The organism is Nocardiopsis camelliae, from assembly GCF_028993595.1.
Classification (GTDB): domain Bacteria; phylum Actinomycetota; class Actinomycetes; order Streptosporangiales; family Streptosporangiaceae; genus Nocardiopsis; species Nocardiopsis dassonvillei.
In genome coordinates this window covers 5,395,275-5,416,859 of sequence record NZ_CP118614.1, presented here as the reverse complement: position 1 = coordinate 5,416,859, position 21,585 = coordinate 5,395,275, and the positions used below count along the sequence as shown (strand labels likewise).

The 21,585-nt window shown below is 74.3% G+C and carries 13 protein-coding genes; 8 read left to right on the top strand and 5 right to left on the bottom strand.

What is annotated here, in order from left to right; translation table 11 throughout:
* Positions 1–13 precede the first annotated feature (13 nt).
* Genes PV789_RS23545 through PV789_RS23535 form a run of 3 tightly spaced genes read left to right on the top strand, consistent with a single transcriptional unit; the run spans position 14 to position 4,168 of the window.
* Positions 14–2,065: a hypothetical protein gene (locus tag PV789_RS23545; RefSeq protein WP_274974595.1), complete on the top strand. Its 2,052-nt coding sequence runs from the start codon at positions 14–16 to the stop codon at positions 2,063–2,065.
* A gap of 52 nt (positions 2,066–2,117) precedes the next feature.
* Positions 2,118–3,053, top strand: coding sequence for a glycosyltransferase family 2 protein (locus PV789_RS23540; RefSeq protein ID WP_274974594.1), 936 nt, complete (start codon positions 2,118–2,120; stop codon positions 3,051–3,053).
* Entirely contained in the window at positions 3,050–4,168 is a 1,119-nt protein-coding gene (locus tag PV789_RS23535) for a glycosyltransferase family 4 protein (protein ID WP_274974593.1), read from the top strand. Before PV789_RS23540 ends, PV789_RS23535 begins: the two co-directional genes overlap by 4 nt.
* An 83-nt stretch (positions 4,169–4,251) precedes the next feature.
* Here the strand turns inward: PV789_RS23535 and PV789_RS23530 are convergent, their stop codons facing one another.
* Positions 4,252–5,208, bottom strand: coding sequence for a lysylphosphatidylglycerol synthase domain-containing protein (locus tag PV789_RS23530; protein ID WP_274974592.1), 957 nt, complete (start codon positions 5,206–5,208; stop codon positions 4,252–4,254).
* Between the two features lie 238 nt (positions 5,209–5,446).
* On the opposite strand from PV789_RS23530, the gene PV789_RS23525 reads away from it, so the two are divergent.
* Entirely contained in the window at positions 5,447–8,074 is a 2,628-nt protein-coding gene (locus PV789_RS23525; RefSeq protein WP_302475363.1) for a bifunctional FO biosynthesis protein CofGH, read from the top strand.
* Positions 8,075–8,224: 150 nt separating this feature from the next.
* Here the strand turns inward: PV789_RS23525 and PV789_RS23520 are convergent, their stop codons facing one another.
* The 4 genes from PV789_RS23520 to cofD form a co-directional block, all read right to left on the bottom strand.
* A complete protein-coding gene (locus tag PV789_RS23520) occupies positions 8,225–9,487 on the bottom strand; it encodes a glycosyl hydrolase family 18 protein (RefSeq protein WP_274974591.1) in 1,263 nt (420 codons plus the stop codon).
* A gap of 366 nt (positions 9,488–9,853) precedes the next feature.
* The gene (locus PV789_RS23515) at positions 9,854–11,437 is read right to left on the bottom strand and encodes a Na+/H+ antiporter (RefSeq protein WP_274974590.1); all 1,584 of its coding nucleotides are present in this window, start codon (positions 11,435–11,437) and stop codon (positions 9,854–9,856) included.
* Positions 11,438–11,568: 131 nt separating this feature from the next.
* Positions 11,569–12,864 carry a coenzyme F420-0:L-glutamate ligase gene (locus PV789_RS23510; protein WP_274974589.1) on the bottom strand — a complete coding sequence of 432 codons (1,296 nt, stop codon included), beginning with the start codon at positions 12,862–12,864 and terminating at the stop codon, positions 11,569–11,571.
* On the bottom strand, positions 12,861–13,850 hold the full coding sequence (gene cofD, locus PV789_RS23505) for a 2-phospho-L-lactate transferase (RefSeq protein ID WP_274974588.1): 990 nt from the start codon (positions 13,848–13,850) through the stop codon (positions 12,861–12,863). The genes PV789_RS23510 and cofD overlap by 4 nt, the downstream gene beginning before the upstream one ends.
* A 240-nt stretch (positions 13,851–14,090) precedes the next feature.
* Here cofD and PV789_RS23500 point away from each other — a divergent pair, with 240 nt between their 5' ends.
* The 4 genes from PV789_RS23500 (at position 14,091) to PV789_RS23485 (ending at position 21,550) form a co-directional block, all read left to right on the top strand.
* A complete protein-coding gene (locus PV789_RS23500; RefSeq protein WP_274974587.1) occupies positions 14,091–15,416 on the top strand; it encodes a hypothetical protein in 1,326 nt (441 codons plus the stop codon).
* A gap of 238 nt (positions 15,417–15,654) precedes the next feature.
* Positions 15,655–15,942, top strand: coding sequence for a WhiB family transcriptional regulator (locus PV789_RS23495; protein ID WP_013154770.1), 288 nt, complete (start codon positions 15,655–15,657; stop codon positions 15,940–15,942).
* Between the two features lie 418 nt (positions 15,943–16,360).
* Complete coding sequence (locus PV789_RS23490) at positions 16,361–19,774, top strand: glycosyltransferase family 2 protein (protein ID WP_274974586.1); 3,414 nt, start codon at positions 16,361–16,363, stop codon at positions 19,772–19,774.
* Positions 19,775–19,882: 108 nt separating this feature from the next.
* Positions 19,883–21,550, top strand: coding sequence for a DUF5719 family protein (locus tag PV789_RS23485; RefSeq protein WP_274974585.1), 1,668 nt, complete (start codon positions 19,883–19,885; stop codon positions 21,548–21,550).
* Positions 21,551–21,585: the final 35 nt, after the last annotated feature.

The following is a 21,585-nucleotide window of genomic DNA, read 5'->3' as shown; positions in this document are numbered from 1 at the left end:
TCAGAGTTGCCCCATGCGCTTGCTCCCCGGACGGTTCCTCGCCCGTGCCACCGCGCTCCCCGCGATCGCCGTCTCGGCCTGGCTCCTGGTGGCCTTCCCCCTCCTGGCCCTGGGCTCCCTCACCCCGCTGACGGCAGCCGTCCTCGGAACGCCCGCCGTGCTCGCGGCCTGCCTCCTGGTGCCCCGGCTCATCCCCGACCCGCCCGACCAGGAGGACGCGCCCTGGTGGCCGGTCGTCCTCGTCGTGCTGATCACGGTCGCCTTCGCCGCCGTGCAGATCGCCTACCACGCCGAGGCCCTGGTCATCCGCCGCGACCCGGCCTCCTACGCCATGTACACGGCGTGGATCGCCGAGAACGGGTTCCTGCCCATCCCGCAGCAGCGCGAGCTCATCGCGGGCGACGACCCCTCGCTCAGCTACCAGAGCCTGGCCCACTACCAGCGCGGCGACGTCATCTGGCCGCAGTTCATGGCCGGTGCGCCCCTGGTGACCTCCATCGGCTACTGGCTGGGCGGGCTCGACGGGATGCTCGTCACGACGCCGGTCCTGGGCGCGCTGGGCGTGCTCACCTTCGCCGGGCTCACCGCGCGCCTGGTCGGGATCCGGTGGGCGCCCCTGGCCGCCCTGGTCCTGGCCGTGTGCCTGCCCCAGCAGTGGGTCAGCCGCTTCACCTACAGCGAGCCGGTCACCCAGATCCTGCTGCTGGGCGGCCTGGTCCTGGCCTACGACGCGCTCGCGCGGCGGACCCGGATCACCGACCGGTGGTCGTCCGCGCACACGCTGGCCGCCGTGGCGGGACTGGCGTTCGGTCTGGGGCTGGTGGTGCGCATCGACGCGATCCGCGACCTGCTGCCCGTGGTCGGGTTCGTCGGTCTGCTGCTGCTCGCCCGCCGGGGTCAGGCCCTGCCGCTGCTGGGCGGGCTGGCCGCGGGCGCGGGGCTGGGCCTGTACGCCGGGTACGGGCTGTCCCTGCCCTACCTGGAGTACCTCTCCGACTCCCTCAACCCCCTGCTCCTCATCAGCGCCGTCGTCATCGCCGTCACCGTCGCGGCCACCGCCGCCCTGTGGCGCCACGGCGTTCCGCGGGTGGAACGCGTGCGCCGGCTGCCCGACGCGGTGGCCGCGCTCGCCCTGCTGGCCATGGCGCTGTTCGCCGTCCGCCCCCTGCTGTGGCCGGACTACGGGCACGGCAGCGACTTCACCGACGGCTGGGTCGCCTACGTCCAGCAGCGCGAGGGCCTGCCCGTGGAGGGCAGCCGCACCTACTACGACATGAGCCTGTACTGGGTGGGCTGGTACGTGGGCCTGGCCACGGTCCTGTTCGCCTCGCTCGGCGTCGCCCACGTGCTGCGCCGCCTCTTCCAGCGCCGCGACCTCCAGTGGCTGCTGCCCGCCATGCTGCTGGTGTGGACGGTCGGCACCACCCTGCTGCGCCCCGCCATCACCCCCGACCACCCCTGGGCCAGCAGGCGGCTGATCGCCCTGGTCATCCCGGCGTTCATCCTGTTCGCCGTCTGGTCCCTGGCCTGGCTCACCCGCTACTGCGCCGTCGCCGCCCACTCCGGCCGGAGCACTCCGGCGGCCCGCGCCCTCCCCGTCGTGGTCGCCGCCAGCGCCTCGGTGGCGCTGCTCCTGCCCACCGCGGCCACGGCGGCCGCCGGGATCATGGGGTACAGACAGGACGTCGGCAGCGTCGCCGCCACGCACCGGCTCTGCGCGGCGCTGTCGGAGGACGCCTCGGTGGTCGTGGTCGACTCCGACATGGCCGGGAACTACATGCCGCTGCTGCGCAACGTCTGCGGGGTCCCCACCGCGTCCATGGACGAGCCGACCCCCGGCGACGTGGACCGCGTGGTCTCCGAGATCCACAAGCGCGACCGCGACGCCGTGCTCGCCGCCTCCGACTGGCAGGTCCTGGAGGACCTCACGGGCGGCGAGGCCGAGCCCGAGCGGCCCTTCCACGTGAACGCCCGGATGGACCCGAGTACCCTCATGGAACCGCCGACCGGTTCCTGGGCCTTCAGGGGAAACGTGTGGGTGTCCGTGTTCCCCGACGGGGGATGAGCGCCCGGCCCGGCCCCTCCCGAACCCACCCCATCCCGCCGAAGAAGAACCCATGAGCCACAGAAGCGACGACGCACCCAGGCAGCACGGCGAGGACCAGCCGGTCCGCGTCACCATCGTGCTCCCCTGCTACAACGAGGAGGACCACGTCGTCGACGAGGTCAAACGGATCTGCGGCGCCATGGACGCCTCCGGGTACTCCTACGAGCTGCTGGCCGTGGACGACGCCTCCACCGACGCCACCCTTGCCCGGTTGCGCGACGTGGAGCCCGTGTACCCGCACATGCGCGTCATCGCGTTCGGGCACAACGGCGGGGCGGGCACCGTCCGCCGGATCGGCAGCCAGCGGGCCCGCGGCGAGTTCGTCGCGTGGACCGACGCCGACATGAGCTACCCCAACGAGCGCATCCCCGAGCTGGTCCGCATGCTGGAGGAGGACCCCGAGACCGACCAGGTCGTGGGCGCGCGCACCCAGGAGATGGGCAGCCACAAGGCCCTCAGGGTGCCCGCCAAGTGGGTCATCCGCAAGATCGCCGAGCGCCTCACCAACACCCGCATCCCCGACCTCAACTCGGGGCTGCGCGTGTTCCGCCGCGAGGTCGCCCGCCCCTACCTGCGCCTGCTGCCGCCCGGGTTCTCCTGCGTCACCACCATCACGCTGGCCTTCCTGTCCAACCAGCACCCGGTCAGGTACGTGCCGATCGAGTACGCCAAGCGCGCCGGCAAGTCCAAGTTCCACTTCGTGGGCGACGCCTACCGCTACATCCTCCAGGTGCTGCGCATGGTGATGTACTTCAACCCGCTCAAGGTGCTCATGCCGCCCGCCCTGGTGCTGCTGGGGGTCGGCGCCGCCAAGTTCGTCTTCGACCAGGTGCGCAACCCGCTCTACATCCCCAACAACACCGTCATGATCCTCATGACGGGGCTGATCATCGCGGCGATCGCCCTGCTGGCCGACCTCATCGTGCGCTCCAGGGACAGCGCGTGAACCCGGCGGCGCGGGTGGCCCTGGTCGGGCCCGCCCACCCCTACAAGGGCGGCGGCGCCCGGCACACCACCGAGCTGGCGCACCGGCTGAGCGCGCTGGGCCACCCCACGGCCGTGGAGTCCTGGCGGGCGCAGTACCCGGCCGCCCTCTACCCCGGTCGGCAGACCATCGAGGACCCCGAGGGCGAACCCCACCCCGGCACCCGCCACAAGCTGGCCTGGTACCGGCCGGACGGCTGGTGGCGGACCGGGCGGCGCCTGGCCCGCGAGGCCGACCTGGTGGTGCTCACCCTGTTCTCCCCGGTGCAGGTGCCCGCCTACCTCGGCGTCCTCGCCGGGGTGCGCTCCGTACGGCGTTCCGGGGGCGCGCGGGTGGTGGCGCTGTGCCACAACGTGCTGCCCCACGAGCGCCGCGCCGTGGACGTGTCCCTCATGCGGACCCTCCTGCGGCGGGTGGACGGCGTGGTCGCCCACTCGCCCGAGCAGGCGCGCCTGGCCGAGGGGCTCAGGGGACCCGGGGCGCGGCGGCCCGTGGTCGCCCAGATGCCCCCGCACCTGCCCGAGACCGGCGGCGGTGCGGCCCCGGCGCCGGGGGAGCGGCGGCACCTGCTGTTCCTGGGCATCGTCCGCCCCTACAAGGGGGTGGACCTGCTGCTGCGCGCCCTGGCCGACGGTGCGCCCGAGGACGTGGCGCTCACCGTGGCCGGGGAGTTCTGGGGCGGTACGGCGGAGCTGGAGGAACTGGCCGCCGGGCTGGGGATCGCCGACCGGGTGCGGCTGCGGGACGGGTACGTCCCCGCCGGTGAGCTGCCGGAGCTGTTCGCCTCGGCCGACGCGGTGGTGCTGCCCTACCGCACCGCCACCGCCACCCAGAACGTGTGGCTGGCGCACGAGCACGGGATCCCGGTGGTGGCCACCCGCGCCGGAACCCTCCCCGACCACGTGCGCGAGGGGGTCGACGGCCTGCTGTGCGCGCCGGGCGACGCCGCCGACCTGGCCCGCGCGCTGGGGGAGTTCTACGCGCCGGGGGAGCCCGAGCGGCTGCGCGCCGGGGTCCGCCCGGTGGAGGCCGAGCCGTACTGGCGGGCCTACACCGAACGGCTGCTGGAGGCGTAAGGCCGCCACGCGGGGGAGGACACGGGGCGGCCTCAGGACCCGGTTGGCGGGCTTCCGGCGCGGGTGGCGGGGCGGGGCCCTCCTCAGGGACGCGGTCCGGGCACGGCCTCCGGCCCCGGCACGGCCCGCCGGGACAGCAGCACCGACAGCCCCGCCCAGGCCACGTCCGCCACGGTCATCACCAGCCGCGACAGCACCGCCACCACCAGCGCGGCCCCGGCGTCCACCACCGGCGCCAGCGCCACCACCAGCACCGCCTCGCGCACCCCCAGGCCCGCCGGGGCGAACACCACCAGCAGCCCCAGCGTCCACGCCAGCGCGTAGGCGCCCACCGCCGGTCCTAGCGACCGCAGCGCCTCGCCGCCCACCGCCCAGGTCAGCAGCCACACGTGCAGGCCCAGGGGCACCCAGGCCACCAGGGTCCACCCCACGGCCGCGGCCATGGACCGTCCGCGCACGTCCAGGGGCCCGGCCTCGGCGACCTCGCGGAACCGGGAGAAGGGGCGGGCCGCCAGCCGGATCCCCCAACCGACCACGCGCGGGTGCAGCGCGGCGAGCAGCACGGGTGCCAGCGCCAGCGCCCACCACCAGCGGCGGGCCGCCTCCGCCGACGACAGCGGCAGGGCCACCGCCGCGACCGCCAGCCCGGCCGCGACCGTCACACCCACCGCGAGCAGGGTCGCCGCCGCACCGCGCGTGCGCGGCACGTTCCAGTCCCGGGCCAGCTCTACCTGGGCGACGAAGGCCCACACCGAACCCGGCAGGTACTTGCCGAGCTGTCCCACGAACATGACGCGGGCCGCCGTGCGGCGGGGCAGGGGGGAGCCCATCCCGGCCAGCAGCGCGCGCCAGGCGAGCATCTGCGCGGTGAGCCCCGCCATGCCCGTCAGCACCGCCGCGGGCAGCACCCACAGGGGCAGCGCCGCCGCGGCGTCCCGGGCCTGTTCCCAGTTCGCGCGCAGTGCCAGCCCCACGCACACGCACACCACCAGCAACAGCGCCAACCGCACCCACGGGCTACTGCGCAGCCGACTCAGCACGTGGCCTCCCTCCCGTACGTGCCGACCCTACGCCGCCCGCGCACCCGCCGACCCCCGCGGACGCCCCGGACCATCGGGTCACAGCGTGCACAACTGCTCCACAGGACCCACCACGTCACCGAGGCCCCTCCCGCACCCCGACCAGCGGCGGAACGCGTCGGTGACGCACCGCACACATGCGGCGGCACCGGTGGTGCGTCCGCACGCGCGAAAGGAGCGGGGCGTAGGGTTGCGCCCTATGAGTGGTGCGAACGACCCGGCCCCCGTCCCCTCCCCGACCCCGTCCGCCATGCGCAGGGCCCTGGCCCGCGCCCGGGACGGCAAGACCCTCGACGTCACCGAGGCAGAGGTGCTCCTGCACGCCAGGGGCGAGGACCTGGACGTCCTCCTCGAACACGCCGGAAGGGTGCGCGACGCCGGGCTGGAGGCCGCGGGCCGCCCCGGGGTCGTCACCTACAGCCGCAAGGTGTTCGTCCCCCTGACCCGCCTGTGCCGCGACCGCTGCCACTACTGCACGTTCGCCACGGTGCCGGGCCGCCTCGACGCCCCGTTCCTGTCGCCCGACGAGGTCCTGGACATCGCCCGGCGGGGCGCCGAGATGGGCTGCAAGGAGGCCCTGTTCACCCTCGGCGACCGGCCCGAGGACCGCTGGAAGCAGGCCGCCGAGTGGCTCAACGCCCACGGCTACGACGACACCCTGTCCTACGTGCGGGCCATGGCCATCATGGTGCTGGAGGAGACCGGCCTGCTTCCGCACCTGAACCCGGGCGTGCTCACCTGGGCCGACCTCCAGCGCCTCAAGCCCGTCGCCCCGTCCATGGGGATGATGCTGGAGACCACCTCCACCCGGCTGTTCACCGAGAAGGGCCGGGCCCACTACGGCAGCCCGGACAAGGACCCGGCGGTTCGGCTGCGCGTGCTGGAGGACGCCGGGCGCTCCAGCGTCCCCTTCACCACCGGCATCCTCCTGGGCATCGGTGAGAACACCGCCGAGCGCGCCGAGTCGATCTTCGCGATGCGCGGCGCCTCCCGGCGCTACGGCGGCGTCCAGGAGGTCATCGTGCAGAACTTCCGGGCCAAGCCCGCGACCGCGATGATGCACCGGCCCGACGCCGAACGCGAGGAGATGGCCGCCGCCATCGCCGTCACCCGCCTGGTCATGGGGCCCAGGGCGCACGTTCAGGCGCCGCCCAACCTCATCGGCGCCGAGCACGGGGGCGTGGACGAGTACGGTCTGATGCTGCGCGCGGGCATCGACGACTGGGGCGGCGTCTCCCCGCTCACCCCCGACCACGTCAACCCGGAGCGGCCCTGGCCGCAGATCGACGACCTGGCCGCGCGCACCGCCGCCCACGGCTTCGCCCTGCGCGAGCGGCTCACCGTCTACCCCGAGTACGTCCTGGCCGGGGAGCCCTGGCTGGACCCGCGCGTGGCCGGGCACGTGGCCGCCCTCGCCGACCCCGGGACCGGCCTGGCCCGCGAGGACGCGCCCGTGGTGGGCCGCCCCTGGCAGGAGCCCGAGGCGGTGCTGGTCTCCTCCGGCCGCACCGACCTGCACACGGGGATCGACACGCAGGGGCGCACGGACGACCGCCGCGGCGACTTCGACGCCGTCTACGGGGACTGGGACGAGCTGCGCTCGGGCGTGGACCGCGAGGGGGCCGTGCCGCGCAGGTTCGACCCCGACGTCGCGGCGGCCCTGCGCAGCGCCGAGTCCGATCCGGCGGGGCTGTCCGACGACGAGGCGCTCGCCCTGCTGCACGCCGACGGGGCCGAACTGGAGGCGCTGACCGACCTGGCCGACCGGGTGCGCCGCGACGCGGTCGGCGACGACGTCACCTACGTCGTGACCAGGAACATCAACTTCACCAACGTCTGCTACACCGGCTGCCGCTTCTGCGCGTTCGCCCAGCGCCGCACCGACGCCGACGCCTACACGCTCTCCCTGGAGCAGGTGGCCGACCGCGCCGAGGAGGCCTGGAAGGCCGGAGCGACCGAGGTGTGCATGCAGGGCGGCATCCACCCGGACCTGCCGGGCACCGCCTACTTCGACATCGCCGCCGCCGTGCGCGAGCGCGTCCCGGACATGCACGTCCACGCGTTCAGCCCGATGGAGGTGGTCAACGGGGCGGCGCGCACGAACCTGCCGGTCCGCGAGTGGCTGCTGCGCGCCCGCGAGGCCGGGCTCGGCTCCGTGCCGGGCACCGCCGCCGAGATCCTCGACGACGAGGTCCGCTGGATCCTCACCAAGGGCAAGCTGCCCGCGGCCGAGTGGATCGACGTCATCACGTCCGCCCACGACCTGGGCATCCCCACCACGTCCACGATGATGTACGGGCACGTGGACTCGCCCAGGCACTGGGTGGCGCACATCAAGCTGCTGCGCTCCCTCCAGGAACGGTCGGTGGAGCGCAACGGCCGCCGGGGGTTCACCGAGTTCGTCCTGCTGCCGTTCGTGCACACCAACGCGCCCATCTACCTGGCCGGGCTGGCCCGCACCGGGCCGACCGTCCGGGAGAACCGCGCCGTGCACGCCCTGGCCCGCCTGCTGCTGCACGGGCACATCGACAACATCCAGTGCTCGTGGGTCAAGCTCGCCGAGGACACCTGCCGCCAGCTGCTCTCGGGCGGGGTGAACGACGTCGGCGGCACCCTGATGGAGGAGACCATCAGCCGGATGGCCGGTTCGGGGCAGGGGTCGTTCAAGACCATCAGCGACATCCGCGCCCTGGTCGAGCCGACCGGCCGCCCCGTCCGCCAGCGCACCACGACCTACGGTCCGGTGCCGGGGGAGCGCCAGCGCGCGGCCGAGGCCAGCGACGGCGTGGCCCCCAGCGTCCGGCGTCCCTCGCTGCCGCTGGTCTAGACGCCGAAGGAGGGGGCGAAGCGCCGGGGGACGGCGCTCCGCCCCCTCCTCCAGGGGGGCGGCGGCCCGTCAGCCGTGGGGAGTGTGTGACGGGCCGCCGGGGAGCCGCGCGCGGCGGAGGGGGCGGGGGCCCTCCCACGCGGCCTCGGATCAGCAGGTGCCGACGAGCCTCCAGACGCCCCACTCGCCGGTGGTGCCCGGCTCCTCGCCGCGGGTCCACCACTGGGCGCGGTACTCCGAGCCCCCGTGGGAGACCACGTCGCCGCCGGTGTAGACGCTGTCGGCCGTCCAGGCGGCGGCGGTGCAGTCGCCGGGCTGCTCGGTGGGCTGCTCGGTCGGCTCCTCGGTGGGCCCGCCGCCGTCGCCGGGGCCGGTGGCCAGGCGCGCCGAGATGGTCTCGGCGAAGGCGTAACCGCTGGTGGCGTCCCAGTTGACGGACCAGGTCATCACACCGCCGATGGGGCCGTACGGGGTGGCGGGGGAGAAGGATCCGCAGTTGGTCCCGGCCTCCAGGCAGTCCAGGGCGCGCACGATCTGGCTGGGCGCCATGTACCCGCCTCCGGCGGCGGACTGCACGGCGGGCAGCCCGAGGCCCACCTGGTCCGGGCTCAGCCCCATCTCCAGCTGGATGCAGGCCAGCGCGGCGACGAAGTCCGGGGTGCCCTGGTGGTACACCTGGTCGTCACACCCCAGCATCGAGCCGGAGTTGTAGTACTGCATGTTGACGATGGTGAGGATGTCGGAGATGTTCGAGGCGAGCTTGTAGTACTCCCGGTCGGGGCTCTGGAAGTCGATGGTCTGCGGCGCCATCGTGATGATCAGGTCCGCTCCTGCCCGGCCGCTAAGGTCGCGCAGGGCCTGGGACATGTACTGCGCGTTGATGCCGTGCTCCAGGTCGATGTCGACCCCGTCGAAGCCGTAGTCCTGCATCAGCTGGTACACGGTGTCGGCGAAGTTGTCCGCCTGGGTGGCGTTGGTGACGCTCACGTGGCCGAGCTCGCCGCCCACGGAGATGACGACCTTGCGGCCCTGGGCCTGGACGGCCGCGATGTCGTCGCGGAACTGCTGGTCGGTGTAGCCGTTCAGCTCCTGGCTGGCCAGGTTGAACGTGACCCCGCCGTCGAGGGCGGGGTGGTTGTCGGCGAAGGCGACGGCCACCAGGTTGTACTCGGAGGGGACCTCCGACAGCGGCATCACGGTGGAGCCGTTGTCGAAGTTGTGCCAGTACCCGGTGAGCCACTGGCCGGTCTGCTGGACCTGGGCGGAGTCGCTGTCGGACACGGTCTCGACCTCGGCGGGAGCGGGGGAGAGCTGGCTGAAACCGGCGAGGAGTCCGGCGGTCAGGAGGGCGAGGGCGCCGGTCAGCGCGGCCTTCGCGGCTCGGGGGGCTTTCCTGAGGCGGTGTTCGGGCATCGGGGGTTGCTCCTGTCGTCGAGCGGGGGAGACGAAGGGGCTCTGTGAGCCGCTAATTGTTAGGAAACTTTAAAGTTGTCACGCGGCCGCGTCAACGAAAACGGTAAGGAAAGTTTGTAGTTTTTTGGTGGCCTCAGTGCCTTTCCCAGGTCTCAGGAGCCCCTCCAGTACCAGGAGGGACGACCGCCGCGCGCACCTCTCGTCACGTTCCGTGCGCGCCCGCGCGGACGCTCGCGTCCCGCTGGCTCCGGTTCCCACACATTCACACACGGCGTGCGGAACGGTCCCGGCAGGCCCCGGCCCCCACGGAGAAGGCGGACCCGGCCCCGGCCGTTCCGGGCCCCGAGGGTCCGGCAGCCCCGCGACTCACGAGCCGTACGGACCCGCCCCCGTGTCCCGGATGTCCAGGTCCCGGCTCATCTCCTGGAACACGGCGTGGTCGATGTCGCCGTCCCGGTACATCGACATCAGAGCGTCCCTGCGCGCCTGCGTGATCTGCGCGTGCACGGCCCTGCCGCTGTCCACCCGTTCACGCGCCCGCCCGTCCTCGACGTCCATCAGCCCCCGCACCTGCGAGACGCGCCGCGTGTACACCGCGCGCAGCGAGTCGGCGGTGCGGTCGTCCACCTCGCCCTCCCGCAGCAGCTCGTCCACCTTGCTCAGCGCCGCGCAGCTCATCTGCTCGTCCGCCCGCAGGAACTCCATCCGCCGCGCGCCCTCACGCGCCATGCCCAGCTTGCGCAGCAGCAGCGGCAGCGTCATCCCCTGCCCCACCAGCGTCCCGAGCACCACGACCCCCGCCACGAACACCAGCGCGCCCCGCTCGGTGAACGGCTCACCGCCCAGCGTCGCGGGCAGGGACAGGGCGATCGCCAGCGACACCGCCCCGCGCATCCCGCTCCACCCGATGACCAGCCGCTCCCGCAGGTCGGCGCCCTCCAGCTTGGAGAACGGCGGGATCCGGTGCAGCGGGATCACCACCAGCATCAGCCCCATGCGCAGGGCGACCGCCGTGGCCGTCGTCGCCAGCGCCACCCACACCAGGTCCAGGAAGGCGAACTGGTCCCGCACCGCCGTGACCACCGAGTCCAGCTGCAACCCCAGCACCACGAACAGCATCGACTCCAGCAGCCCCACGAGGGCGCCCCAGATCGTCTGCCCGTTCACCCGCACCCGCGGCGGCAGCAGCCCCTCGCCGCGCGTGCCCAGGTAGAACCCGGCCACCACCGCCGCCAGCACCCCGGAGAACCCCGCCATCTCCGCCGGGATGTAGGCCGCGAACGGCGTGACCAGCACGACCATCAGCTGGAGGGACGGATCCCGCATGCGGGTCCGCGACCACGACACCGCCAGGGCCACCGCGGCGCCGCAGACCAGGCCGCCCGCCACGACCTTCACCAGCTCGACCAGGCCCTCCTGGGGCGTGAGCGGGTGCGCCATGGCGGTCACGGCCAGGCTGAACAGGGTCAGCGCGACCCCGTCGTTGATGAGGGACTCGCCCTCCAGGAGGGTCAGCACCCTGCGCGGGGTGCCCACCCGCTTGAGGATCGCCGACGCCGCCACCGCGTCGGTCGGCGCGACGGCGGCGCCCAGGGCGATCGCCGCGGGCCACCCCACCGACGGCATCAGCAGATGGACGATCCCCGCCAGTCCGAACGCCGTCAGCAGCGTCACCCCCACCGCCATCACCACGATGGGGCGCGCCAGCTCGCGCATGTCCTTGGGCGAGGAGAAGAAGGCGGCGTTGTAGATCAGCGGGGGCAGGAACACCAGCAGGATGACCTGGGGGGAGATCGATAGCGAGTGCAGCCAGGGCACCAGCCCCAGGGCCATGCCCAGCAGCACCAGCACGACCGCCCCCGGCACCCGCAGCCGCCCCGCGACCAGTCGGCCGCAGATCACCGCGACCACGATCACCAGCGTGGCGACCACGTACCCCTCGACGGACACCCCGCACCTCCCCGCCGACCCCCGCACGCACCAGCATGGCGCTGCCGGGCCCGCCGGTCGCCCTGACGCGCCGGTCGCCGGGAGACGGGCCCCCGGCGACCACCGCGTCAGCGCGTCAGCGGGTCAGCGGGTCAGCGCACGGAGACGAAGTCCTCCGGGTCGCGCGGCGCCCTCTCCCCGGGCGCCTCGGCCGCGTACCCCACGGCCACCGCGCCCATCGGCTGCCACTCCTCGGGTACCTCCAGCACCTCGCGCACCACGTCCGCGCAGAACATGGTCGAGGAGACCCAGGCCGAACCCAGCCCCTCCACGGCCAGCCCCACCAGCAGGTTCTGCACCCCGGCGCCCATCGCCACCAGGAACATCGACCGCTCGGCACCGGCCCGGCGCGCGTCCGGGTAGGGGTGGGCCCCGTCGGCCACCAGGAAGGGCACCACCAGGTACGGCGCGCCGCGCAGCACGTCGCCGCGCCGCGTGCGCCGGGCGATCTGCTCCTCGCTGAACCCGTCGCCGCGCAGGTCCGCCACCCACGCCGCGAGCATCGCGTCCAGCAGCCGCTTGCGCGTGTGCGCCGACTCCACCAGCACGAAGCGCCACGGCGTGGTGTGGTGCGGCGCGGGGGCCGTCACCGCCGCGGCCACCGCACGCCGCACCAGTGCCGGGTCCACCGGCGCGTCGGTGAACGAGCGCACCGTCCGCCGGGCGCGGACCACGTCCCGCGACCCGTACCGGAACAGGTCGGCGTCGGGCGAGCGGACCAGTGCCGCCGCCCCCGGCCCGTCCTCCTCGGTGACCAGGCCGCCCAGGCCGCTGACCACCGCGACCGGGACCCGGTTCGTCTTGCCCTTGACCAGCTCGCCCGCCCCGGCGATCTCGTCGGCCACCGCGTTGACGGTCGCCTCCATGAGGTTGCCGTGGGTGTCGGCGGTACCGCGCAGGTCCTGCACGACCGACAGCCCTGCGGCGCCGATGGCCACGTCGGTCTGCCCGACCCGCCACGGCCGCCCGAAGGTGTCGGACACGATCACGCCGACGTTCACGCCCAGGCGCTCGCGCAGCCCGGCGCGCAGCGCGCGGGCGGAGGCGTCGGAGTCCTCGGGCAGCAGCAGCACGGTGCCGGGCTCGACGTTGGAGGCGTCCACCCCCGCGGCGGCCATGACCAGCCCCTGCCGGGTCTGCATGATCCCGGTCCTGCCCGTACGGGCCACCACCCGGACGGTCTCGGAGGCGACGGCCTCCTCCCGGTCCATGCGGCGGGCGCGGCCCTCGGCCTTGCTCACGACCTTGGAGGTGACCACGAGGATGTCCCCGTCGGCCAGCGCGGTCCCGGAGGCGGCCACCGCCCCGGCTACCAGGGCCGACAGCTCGTCGCCCGACCGCACCTCGGGGATGCCGCCGAGCCCGCGCACGCTCAGTTCGGTGCTCACTGGCCGCCTCCCCGCTTCTGCGCCAGCTCCACGGCCAGGTCCACGGCCGCACGCGCGAGCGCCTCGGTGGCGGCGGGGTCGCTCATGTACAGGGGACGCGAGCGGACCTCGATCCCCTCCACCTCGGTGCCCGCGTCGGCCTCGTCCACCAGCCAGCCGTCCAGCAGGTCGGCGCCCAGGTGCGCGGCGACCGCGCCCGCGCTGGTCTCCACCCCGATCGCGGCCAGGCAGGCGTCGGCCATGCCGCGCACCGGCGCGCCGCCGATGATGGGGGAGACGCCCACCACGGTCTTGGCCGCCATGGCCTCGCGGATCCCCGGGACGCCCAGGACGGAGCCCACGCTGACCACCGGGTTGGACGGGGGCAGGATCACGGCGTCGGCCTCGGCGATCGCCTCCAGCACACCGGGCGCGGGCTTGGCCGTCTCGGCGCCGACGCTGACGATCTGTTCGGCGGGCAGCGCCGCGCGGTGCCGGATCCACCACTCCTGGAAGTGGATGGCCCGGCGCCCCTCGCCGTCGTCGACGACCACATGCGTCTCGACCTGGTCGTCGGTCATCGGCAGCAGCCGCACGCCCGGCCGCCAGCGGTCGCACAGCGCCTCGGTGACCGCCGAGAGGGGGAACCCGGCGGCGAGCATCTGCGTCCGCACGATGTGCGTGGCGGTGTCGCGGTCGCCCAGGCCGAACCAGGTGGGCTTCATCCCGTAGGCGGCGAGCTCCTCCTTGACGGTGAAGGACTCGTCGGTCCGGCCCCAGCCCTGCTCCTCGTTGATCCCCCCGCCGAGGGTGTACATCACCGTGTCCAGGTCCGGACAGATTCTCAGCCCGAACAGGGTGATGTCGTCACCGGTGTTGCCGATGACGGTGACGCTGCTGTCTGTGGTGTGCTCTTCGGTGGCCGACGCCACGGTTCCGAGCGCCGCCCTGAGGCCGCGGAGGAACCGCGCGCCGCCGATACCGCCAGCCGGTACGACTATCCGCATGCGTCCAAGTCTGGCAGTCTGGGGGCGTGTATGGGTCGTCTGCCCCGCCGTGGGCACGATCCGTGCGTGACCGTTCCGGTATCGGAGGTCCGTGAACTCCGTGGCTGCGGTCGCCATCCCATTCCTCGGCCCCGCCCGGTGTCCCCTCATCCATGCCCGGACGCGGCCGATCCACACGTGACAGCCCGACGCCGTTCCCAACGACCCGACGGCGAAGCAGCAGTAGATGGGGAACCTCTCTTGAAGAACGAAACGCTAGAACGACTGCGCCTTCCGGCGGCCTGGGTCCTGCTTGCAGCCGCGGGCGTGCTCATGCTCTCCGGGCTCATCCAGGTGATCGTCCGGTCCAGCGGCTGGCGCTCGGAGACGTCCTTCGCCACGGCCATGTACGACGCGGGCTCCGCCAACTTCTTCGGTGTGACCATCACGATCCTGGTCGCCGTCGCCGTGGCCCTCGTGCTGACCAGCGACAGGACCAGGGCGGGCGCCTCCCCGGTCGTGCTGACCGCGATGATCGTCACCGGTGTGGGCCTGCTCTTCTGCCTGATCACGGTGATCTGCGGCTTCATCGACGCGATCAACATCGGCCACGGCTTCGCCCGGATGCTGGGGACCGTCGCCCAGGGCGCGGTGCTCGGCGTCTTCGGCTTCGCGGCGCTCAAGGCCTTCAACGACCCGACCCTGGTCCCCAGGGTGGTGCAGCCGCAGAACGCCTACCCGCAGCAGTTCCCGCCCGCCACCGGCGCGCAGCAGTCCTTCGCCCAGCCGGCCTACCCGGGCCAGTCCGCCGACCCGACCCAGAGCGCCGCCCAGCCGTACGGCGCGGACCCCGCGCAGCAGGCCTACGGCCAGCAGTATGCGGCCGACCCGGCCCAGCAGTACGCCGCTGACCCGGCCGTGCAGCAGCAGTACGGGACCGGCGCTCAGCAGTCCTACGGTCAGCAGTACGGGGCCGACGCCTCCGGGCAGCAGTACGGCACGGGCGCGCAGCAGTCCTACGGTCAGCAGTACGGCACCGACCCCGTGCAGCAGGGCTACGACGCCTCGCAGCAGTACGGCCAGCCGTACGGCGCGGACCCCGCGCAGCAGGCCTACGGCCAGCAGTACGCGGCCGACCCGGCCCAGCAGTACGCCGCTGACCCGGCTGTGCAGCAGCAGTACGGCACGGGCGCGCAGCAGTCCTACGGTCAGCAGTACGGCACCGACGCCTCCGGGCAGCAGGCCGCCTACGGCCAGCCCGGCGAGTACGCCTACGACCCCTCCCAGTACGCCCCGCAGGGCACCGGGCAGCAGCCCGCCTCCGGTGAGCAGGCCGCCCAGGACGCGATCCAGTACGGCTGGTACCAGGGCGCTGACCAGGGGCAGCAGGCCCAGGACACCCCGGCCGACGGCAAACTTGATGCTTTCTTTAACTCCGGTGAGAACAACGGCAACCAGACGCCCGGCCAGGGCGGGGGATCGTACGGGGGTCAGTACGGAGCGGGCACCGGATACGGCTCTGACCAGCAGGGACAGGGCGGAACCGGTGACCAGCAGGGGTGGTACGGCGGCGAGGACAAGCGCTGACCCGGCTCCGTCGGCCCGCGCTCCCCACCGCCTCGGAAGGTCGTGAATTGCGTGGTAATCCGCAGAACGGACATCACCGGGCTGCCGTTGGCGGTTCGTTACATGATATTCAGTGGATTACCACGCAGGGCGCTTGACTCTCAGCAAGCGACCCACGTGTAATTTCAAGGTGGGATTCCACCCGGCCCGGGGGACGAAAAGGGCCGGGGACATCTATGGGGGGCAACAGGAGGTGCGCATGAGCGAGGTCATCCCGCTGGCGCACGGCTCGGATGAGGATCTGGGCTGGCAGGAGCGTGCCCTGTGCGCGCAGACCGACCCGGAGGCGTTCTTCCCCGAGAAGGGCGGCTCGACCCGGGAAGCCAAGAAGGTCTGCCAGTCGTGCGAGGTACGTGCGGAGTGCCTGGAATACGCGCTGGAGCACGATGAGCGCTTCGGCATCTGGGGGGGACTCTCCGAACGCGAGCGCCGCAGGCTGAAGAAAGCCGCCGGGGGAGATTTCGATTTCCTGGCGGAGATGCTCTAGGGCCGCGTGTGAGACGCGCGTCCGGGCCGCGAGCCCGGGCGCGCGTTTTTCATGTTCGGCCCCTTCCCGGGCGTGCGGCGATTGTGTCCGCGGCGCGGTCGGGGGCGGCAATGCCCGGATATGCCGGGCCCTATTCGGATGTGTGTTCGAATAGGCCCTCCCCGTCGTGGTGGGAATGCTCCGATATGGCCGACCGCAGCAACGTGTGACGAATAGGCCCGTAATGGTGCCGAGTGGCGTAGGGTGATGTCCCGCGCGGGCCGTGTCCGGCCCCGACGAGGTCACGAGGGCCGCGGCCGGCCGTGGCGTCCCGCGCGCGGACCGCGTCCGGAGCGCGGTCGCGCCCGTCGGCCCCGCCCGGCCGGACCCGCGGACCCGATCGGGCCGCGCCCCCTCCCGGAGAGAACCCACCACAGCCGTGCCTGACCAGGATTTCGCCCGACACGTCGTCACCGCGGTCATCGTCTCCCACGACGGCGCCCGCTGGCTGCCCGAGACGATGCAGGCGCTGCGCGGCCAGTCCTGGCCCGTGCAGCGGGCCGTCGCCGCCGACACCGGCAGCACCGACGACAGCGCCCAGGTCCTGGCCCGGTTCCTGCCCGCCGACGCCGTCGTGGAGCTGCCCGCCGACACCGGGTACGGCGACGCCGTCCGCGCCGCCCTGGAACTGCGGCGCTCCACCAGCGCCGTACGCGGCTTCGACGAGGACGCCACCGAGTGGATCTGGCTGATCCACGACGACCTCACCCCGGACCGCGACGCCCTCGCGCACCTGCTGGACGCCGCAGACCAGGACCCCCGCGCCGCCGTCCTGGGCCCCAAGCTGCGCGACTGGTTCGACCGCCGCCTCCTGGTGGAGGCGGGCGTGACCATCGACGGCGCGGGCCGCCGCGAGACCGGCCTGGAACAGCGCGAGTTCGACCACGGCCAGCACGACGGCACACGCCAGGTCCTGGCGGTCTCCAGCGCAGGCATGCTCGTGCGCCGCGACGTGTGGGACCGCCTCGGCGGCTTCGACCCCTCCCTGCCGCTGTTCCGCGACGACATCGACTTCTGCTGGCGGGTGGGCGGCGCCGGACTGCGCGCCGTACTCGTCACCGACGCGGTCGCCTACCACGCCGAGGCCTCCGCCCGGCGCCGCCGACCCATCTCCGCCACCCGCAACCACCCGCGCCGCGTGGACCGCCGCCACGCCGTCTTCGTGCTGCTGGCCAACCTGCCCGCGGGCGGCATGGCGGCCGCGCTGCTGCGCAACTCCGTGGCCTCGCTGCTGCGCGTGGCGGGGTACCTGCTCATCAAGCAGCCCGCCAACGCCCTGGACGAGGCCGCCGCGATCACCCTGGTCTACCTGCGGCCGCTCCGGCTGATGCGCGCCCGCTTCCGGCGCCGCCGCGACCGCCGCCGCACCTACAGCGCCATCCGGCCCTTCCTGGCGCGCGGCGTGGCCATGCGCCAGGTCCACGACGTCCTCACCGGAATCCTGTCCGGGGAGCCCGTGCGCAACACCCCCGGCCGCCACCAGGCCGTCACCGCGCCGCCCGCCGCCGAGGACGAGGACGAGATCCCCACGGACAGGGCCGGCTTCGTGCGCAGCGTGCTCCTGCGGCCCGGGGTGCTGATGGTCCTGGCCCTGGCCGCGGTGGCACTGGTCGCCGAGCGCTCCCTGCTCCTGGGCGACCTCCTGGCGGGCGGCGCCCTGCCCCCGGTCGCGGGCGGCGCGGGCGACCTGTGGAACCTGTACCTGTCCGGCAGCCCCGACAGCGGACTCGGCGCGGCCGACCCCGTCCCGCCCTACGTCGGACTGCTCGCCCTGCTGTCCACGCTCACCCTGGGCAAGCCCTGGCTGGCCGTCACGGTCGTCCTGCTGGGCTGCGTGCCCCTGTCCGGGCTGACCGCCTACCTGCTCGCCCGCGAGGTGCTGGGCTTTCGTCCCGCACGCCTGTGGATGGCCGCGTCCTACGCGCTGCTGCCGGTGGCCACCGGCGCGGTCGCCCAGGGCCGACTGGGCACCGCCCTGGTCCACGTCCTGCTGCCGGTGCTGGGGCTGCTGCTGGTGCGGCTGGTGTCGATGCCGCCCAAGCCCTCGCGCCGCGCGGCCTGGGGGGTGGGCCTGGTCCTGACGGCCGCCACCGCGTTCGTGCCGATGGTGTGGCTCCTGTCGCTGGTCACCGGCGTGCTGGTGGCCGTCGCCTTCGGCCACCTGGGCCGCCGGATCTACGTCAGCGTCGCGCTGGGCCTGGCCGTCCCGCTCGTGCTGCTGATGCCGTGGACGCTCGAACTGCTCCTGCACCCCGGCCTGTGGCTGCTGGAGGCGGGACTGCACCGCCCCGAGCTGTCGGCGCCGGGCGCCACCCCGCAGGAACTGCTCATGCTCTCGCCGGGCGGCCCCGGGACGCCGCCGTTCTGGGTCACGGCCGGGTTCGCCGTGGCCGCGCTGTGCTCCCTGCTGCTGCTCCGCAACCGGATGCTGGCCGCGGCGGGGTGGTCGCTCGCCCTGTTCGGAATCCTCCTGGCCGTCCTGACCAGCCGGGTGGTCGTCGAGCCCTACTACGGCGGCCCCCCGGCGCCGGTCTGGCCCGGGGCGGCCCTGGCCTTCGCCGCCACGGCGGTGCTGCTGTCGGCGGCGACCGCCGCCCGCTCCTTCGGCGACATGGTGCGCCTGGGCGGACCGAGGCGGGTCTTCGCCCTCGCCGTGGGACTGCTCGCCCTGGCCACCCCCGTCTGCGCCGCGGGCGTGTGGATGTGGGAGGGCGTGCGGGGACCGGTCACCGCGCACGCCGAACCCGTCGTCCCCGGCGCGCTGGTCGGGGCCGGGATCGTCGAGGGCGGCGGGTCCGACGGCGCGCAGACCCGGCCGCGCACCCTCGTGGTCACCGCCGACGGGGAGGGCGGCGTGGACTACCTGGTCGTGCGCGGACGCGAACCCCGCCTGGGCGAGGAGCAGCTCGTGCCCGAACGCGGGGTCCGCGAGGTGATGGACCGGGCCGTGGCCGAACTCACCGTGGGCCAGGGCGGCGACCAGATGTACACCCTGGCCGACCTCGGCATCCAGTACGTGCTCTACCCGCGCCCGGAGATCAGCGGGCCCGCCGACGTCACCATGGTCGACACCCTTGACGGCACACCGGGGCTGGAGCGGCAGTCCCTGTCGCGGCACTACGCGCTCTGGCGGCTGGCCGCCCCCACCGGCGCGCTGCGGGTGGTCTCCGAGGACGGTGTCGGCGCCGAGGCCCTCGCGGTGCGCGGGGACGCGGACGAGCTGAGCGCCCCGGTCCCCGACGGCGGCACCGGACGGCGGCTCGCCCTGGCCGAGGCCGCCGACAGCGGCTGGCGCGCCAGCCTGGACGGCGTCGAACTGGACCCCGTCCCCACCCGGAGCGGGACCCAGGCCTGGGCGCTGCCCGTGGAGGGCGGCGAACTGCGCGTCTGGCACACCGACTACGTCCACGCGGCCTGGCTGCTCACGCAGGGGGTCCTGTTCGCGGTGGTCGCCGTCCTGGCCGCGCCGGGTGTGCGGACCGAGGAGGAGGCGCGGCTGATCGAGGCCACGCCCACCCCCCGCCCGCGGCGGCCGGAGCGGCTGCGGCGCTCGGGGGGGTCCCGGGCGTCCTCGCGCCGGGGCGCACGCGCCCGGCCCGGCCGGTCGCGGCCCGGCGGCGAGGACCCCGGCGGGCGCGCGGACGGGGACGCCGCGGCGGACGCGCCGGAGGACGGCGTCCCGCCCGGCTCCGCGCCCGGGGAGGACACCGGCACGCTGTCCGCACTGCGGGGCGGGGGCCGCCGCCGGGGCACCCGGGGCGTGCGCAGGGGGGAACGGCGCCGTGGCCGGTGACCGGGGGAGGAGAGCGCGCCGGGCGGCGGCGGACGAGGGCACCGGGACGGCCGGGGCCGGGCCGACCGGGCCCGCCGGGCGTGCGGTACCGAACGGGAGGAGCAGGCGGTGAGACTGATCGTGGAGAACCGGTTCGCGCTGTTCGGGCTGGTCTCGCTGGCCCTGGTCGCGCTGTTCGGCGTCGCGTTCGCGACCGGGCCGATCACCGCGGAGCTGGGCGTCACCGAGTCCGGGACCGTGCGGCCCGACCACGCGGTGCGGGTGTGCCCCGCCCCGCACGGGTCGGGGGACAGCTCCGTGGCCGCGTTCGCGCCGAGGGTGAGCCGCGACGACGAGGGCGAGCTGTGGGCCGAGACGGTCCCGGCGGCCCCCGGTGACGAGGGGGACGGCGCGGGGAGCGGCGAGGACGGTGGGGATTCCGAGGACACCGGGGACGGTGAGGCCGGTGGAACCGGCGGGGACGGCGGTGACGCGGGCAGCGCGGGCGGCACCCGGGGCCGCACCGTCGGCGAGGAGCTGACCGAGCCCGGCCGCGTGTGGAACACCGACACCGCCGGAACCGGCGCCCCCACCGCCGTCCACGCGCAGGGCTCCCTGGCCTCCGGACTCGACGCCGCACAGACCACCGTCTCCGACGGCTCGGCCACCGAGGTCCGCTGCCTCGGACCCTCCGTCGGAACCTGGTTCGCCCTCCCCGGCGGCGACGGCATCGAGGGCATGCGACTCGATGCGCTCACCGTGCACCTGGCCAACCCCGAGGACTCCCGGGCCACGGTCAGCGTGGACGTCTACACCGAGGGCGGCCCCTCCTACTCCGAGGAGAGCAGGGGCATCGCCCTGCCCGCGGGGGCGGCGACCGAACTGGACCTGACCGACCTGGTCGGCGGAACCAGCGCCGTCGGGGTCCACGTGCGCACCAGCACGGGGCGGGTCGCGGCCTCCCTGCTCGCGGAGCACTCCTCCGGCACCGCCGACTGGGTCCCGCCCACGGCCGCGCCCGCGCGCGAGCACGTGGTCCCCGGCGTCCCCGGCGGCGACGGCCGTCGCCGCCTGCACGTGGCCGCGCCGGGCGACGAGCCCGTCCAGGTGCGCGTGCACACCGTCACCCCGGCCCCGCGGGAGGGGACGGAGGAGGCGCCGCAGGAGGACGGGCGGGGCGGGGAGGGACAGGGCAGCGGGACCGCCGAGGACCCGCTGACCTTCAGCGTGCCCCCGGCCGCCTCCGCCTGGCTCAGCCTGGAGACCGTCCTGGCAGGGGAGCCCGGCGCTGTCGTGGTGGAGGCGGACGCGCCCGTGGTCGCCGGTGTCGCCGCCGAGGCGGTCACCGGAGAGGGGGACGACGTCGAGGTGGTCGAGGCGACCCACACCTCCGCGGTGCCGCCGCTCCGCTTCCCGCTGGACACCACCGCGGTCCTGCCCGACGTCCCCGAAGGCGCCGAAACCGAGCTGCTCCTGACCGCGGTCGGCGGCGACGCCGCGCTCATGGCCACCCCCATCGGCGCCGACGCGACCCAGGGGGACGCCGTGCGCGTGCGGGTCGCCGCCGGGACCACCGCCGTGTTCGGCGGGGACGACGGCTGGCAGGCGCCCGCGGGCACCGGGCCCGGGGACGGTTACGCGGTCCGCCTGGAGGTCCTGGACGGCTCCGGGCCCGTCCACGTCGCCCGCGTGCTGCGCGGAGGCGGAGACGGCCTGGGCGTGCTGCCGGTGACGCCCGCGCCGGTGCGGACCGAGCTGCCGGTGGTACGCGACAGCATGGTGGGGGTCGTCCCCTAGCCGCGCCGACGGGGGGCCGACGCGTCCGTGCCGCC

What these genes read in the sequence shown, in the direction of transcription:
- PV789_RS23495 (WP_013154770.1), top strand. Translation starts at nt 15,655, where the DNA reads ATGAGCGAGGTCATCCCGCTGGCGCACGGCTCGGATGAGGATCTGGGC.
- PV789_RS23520 (WP_274974591.1), bottom strand. Translation starts at nt 9,487, where the DNA reads ATGCCCGAACACCGCCTCAGGAAAGCCCCCCGAGCCGCGAAGGCCGCG.
- PV789_RS23540 (WP_274974594.1), top strand. Translation starts at nt 2,118, where the DNA reads ATGAGCCACAGAAGCGACGACGCACCCAGGCAGCACGGCGAGGACCAG.
- PV789_RS23545 (WP_274974595.1), top strand. Translation starts at nt 14, where the DNA reads ATGCGCTTGCTCCCCGGACGGTTCCTCGCCCGTGCCACCGCGCTCCCC.
- PV789_RS23525 (WP_302475363.1), top strand. Translation starts at nt 5,447, where the DNA reads ATGAGTGGTGCGAACGACCCGGCCCCCGTCCCCTCCCCGACCCCGTCC.
- cofD (WP_274974588.1), bottom strand. Translation starts at nt 13,850, where the DNA reads ATGCGGATAGTCGTACCGGCTGGCGGTATCGGCGGCGCGCGGTTCCTC.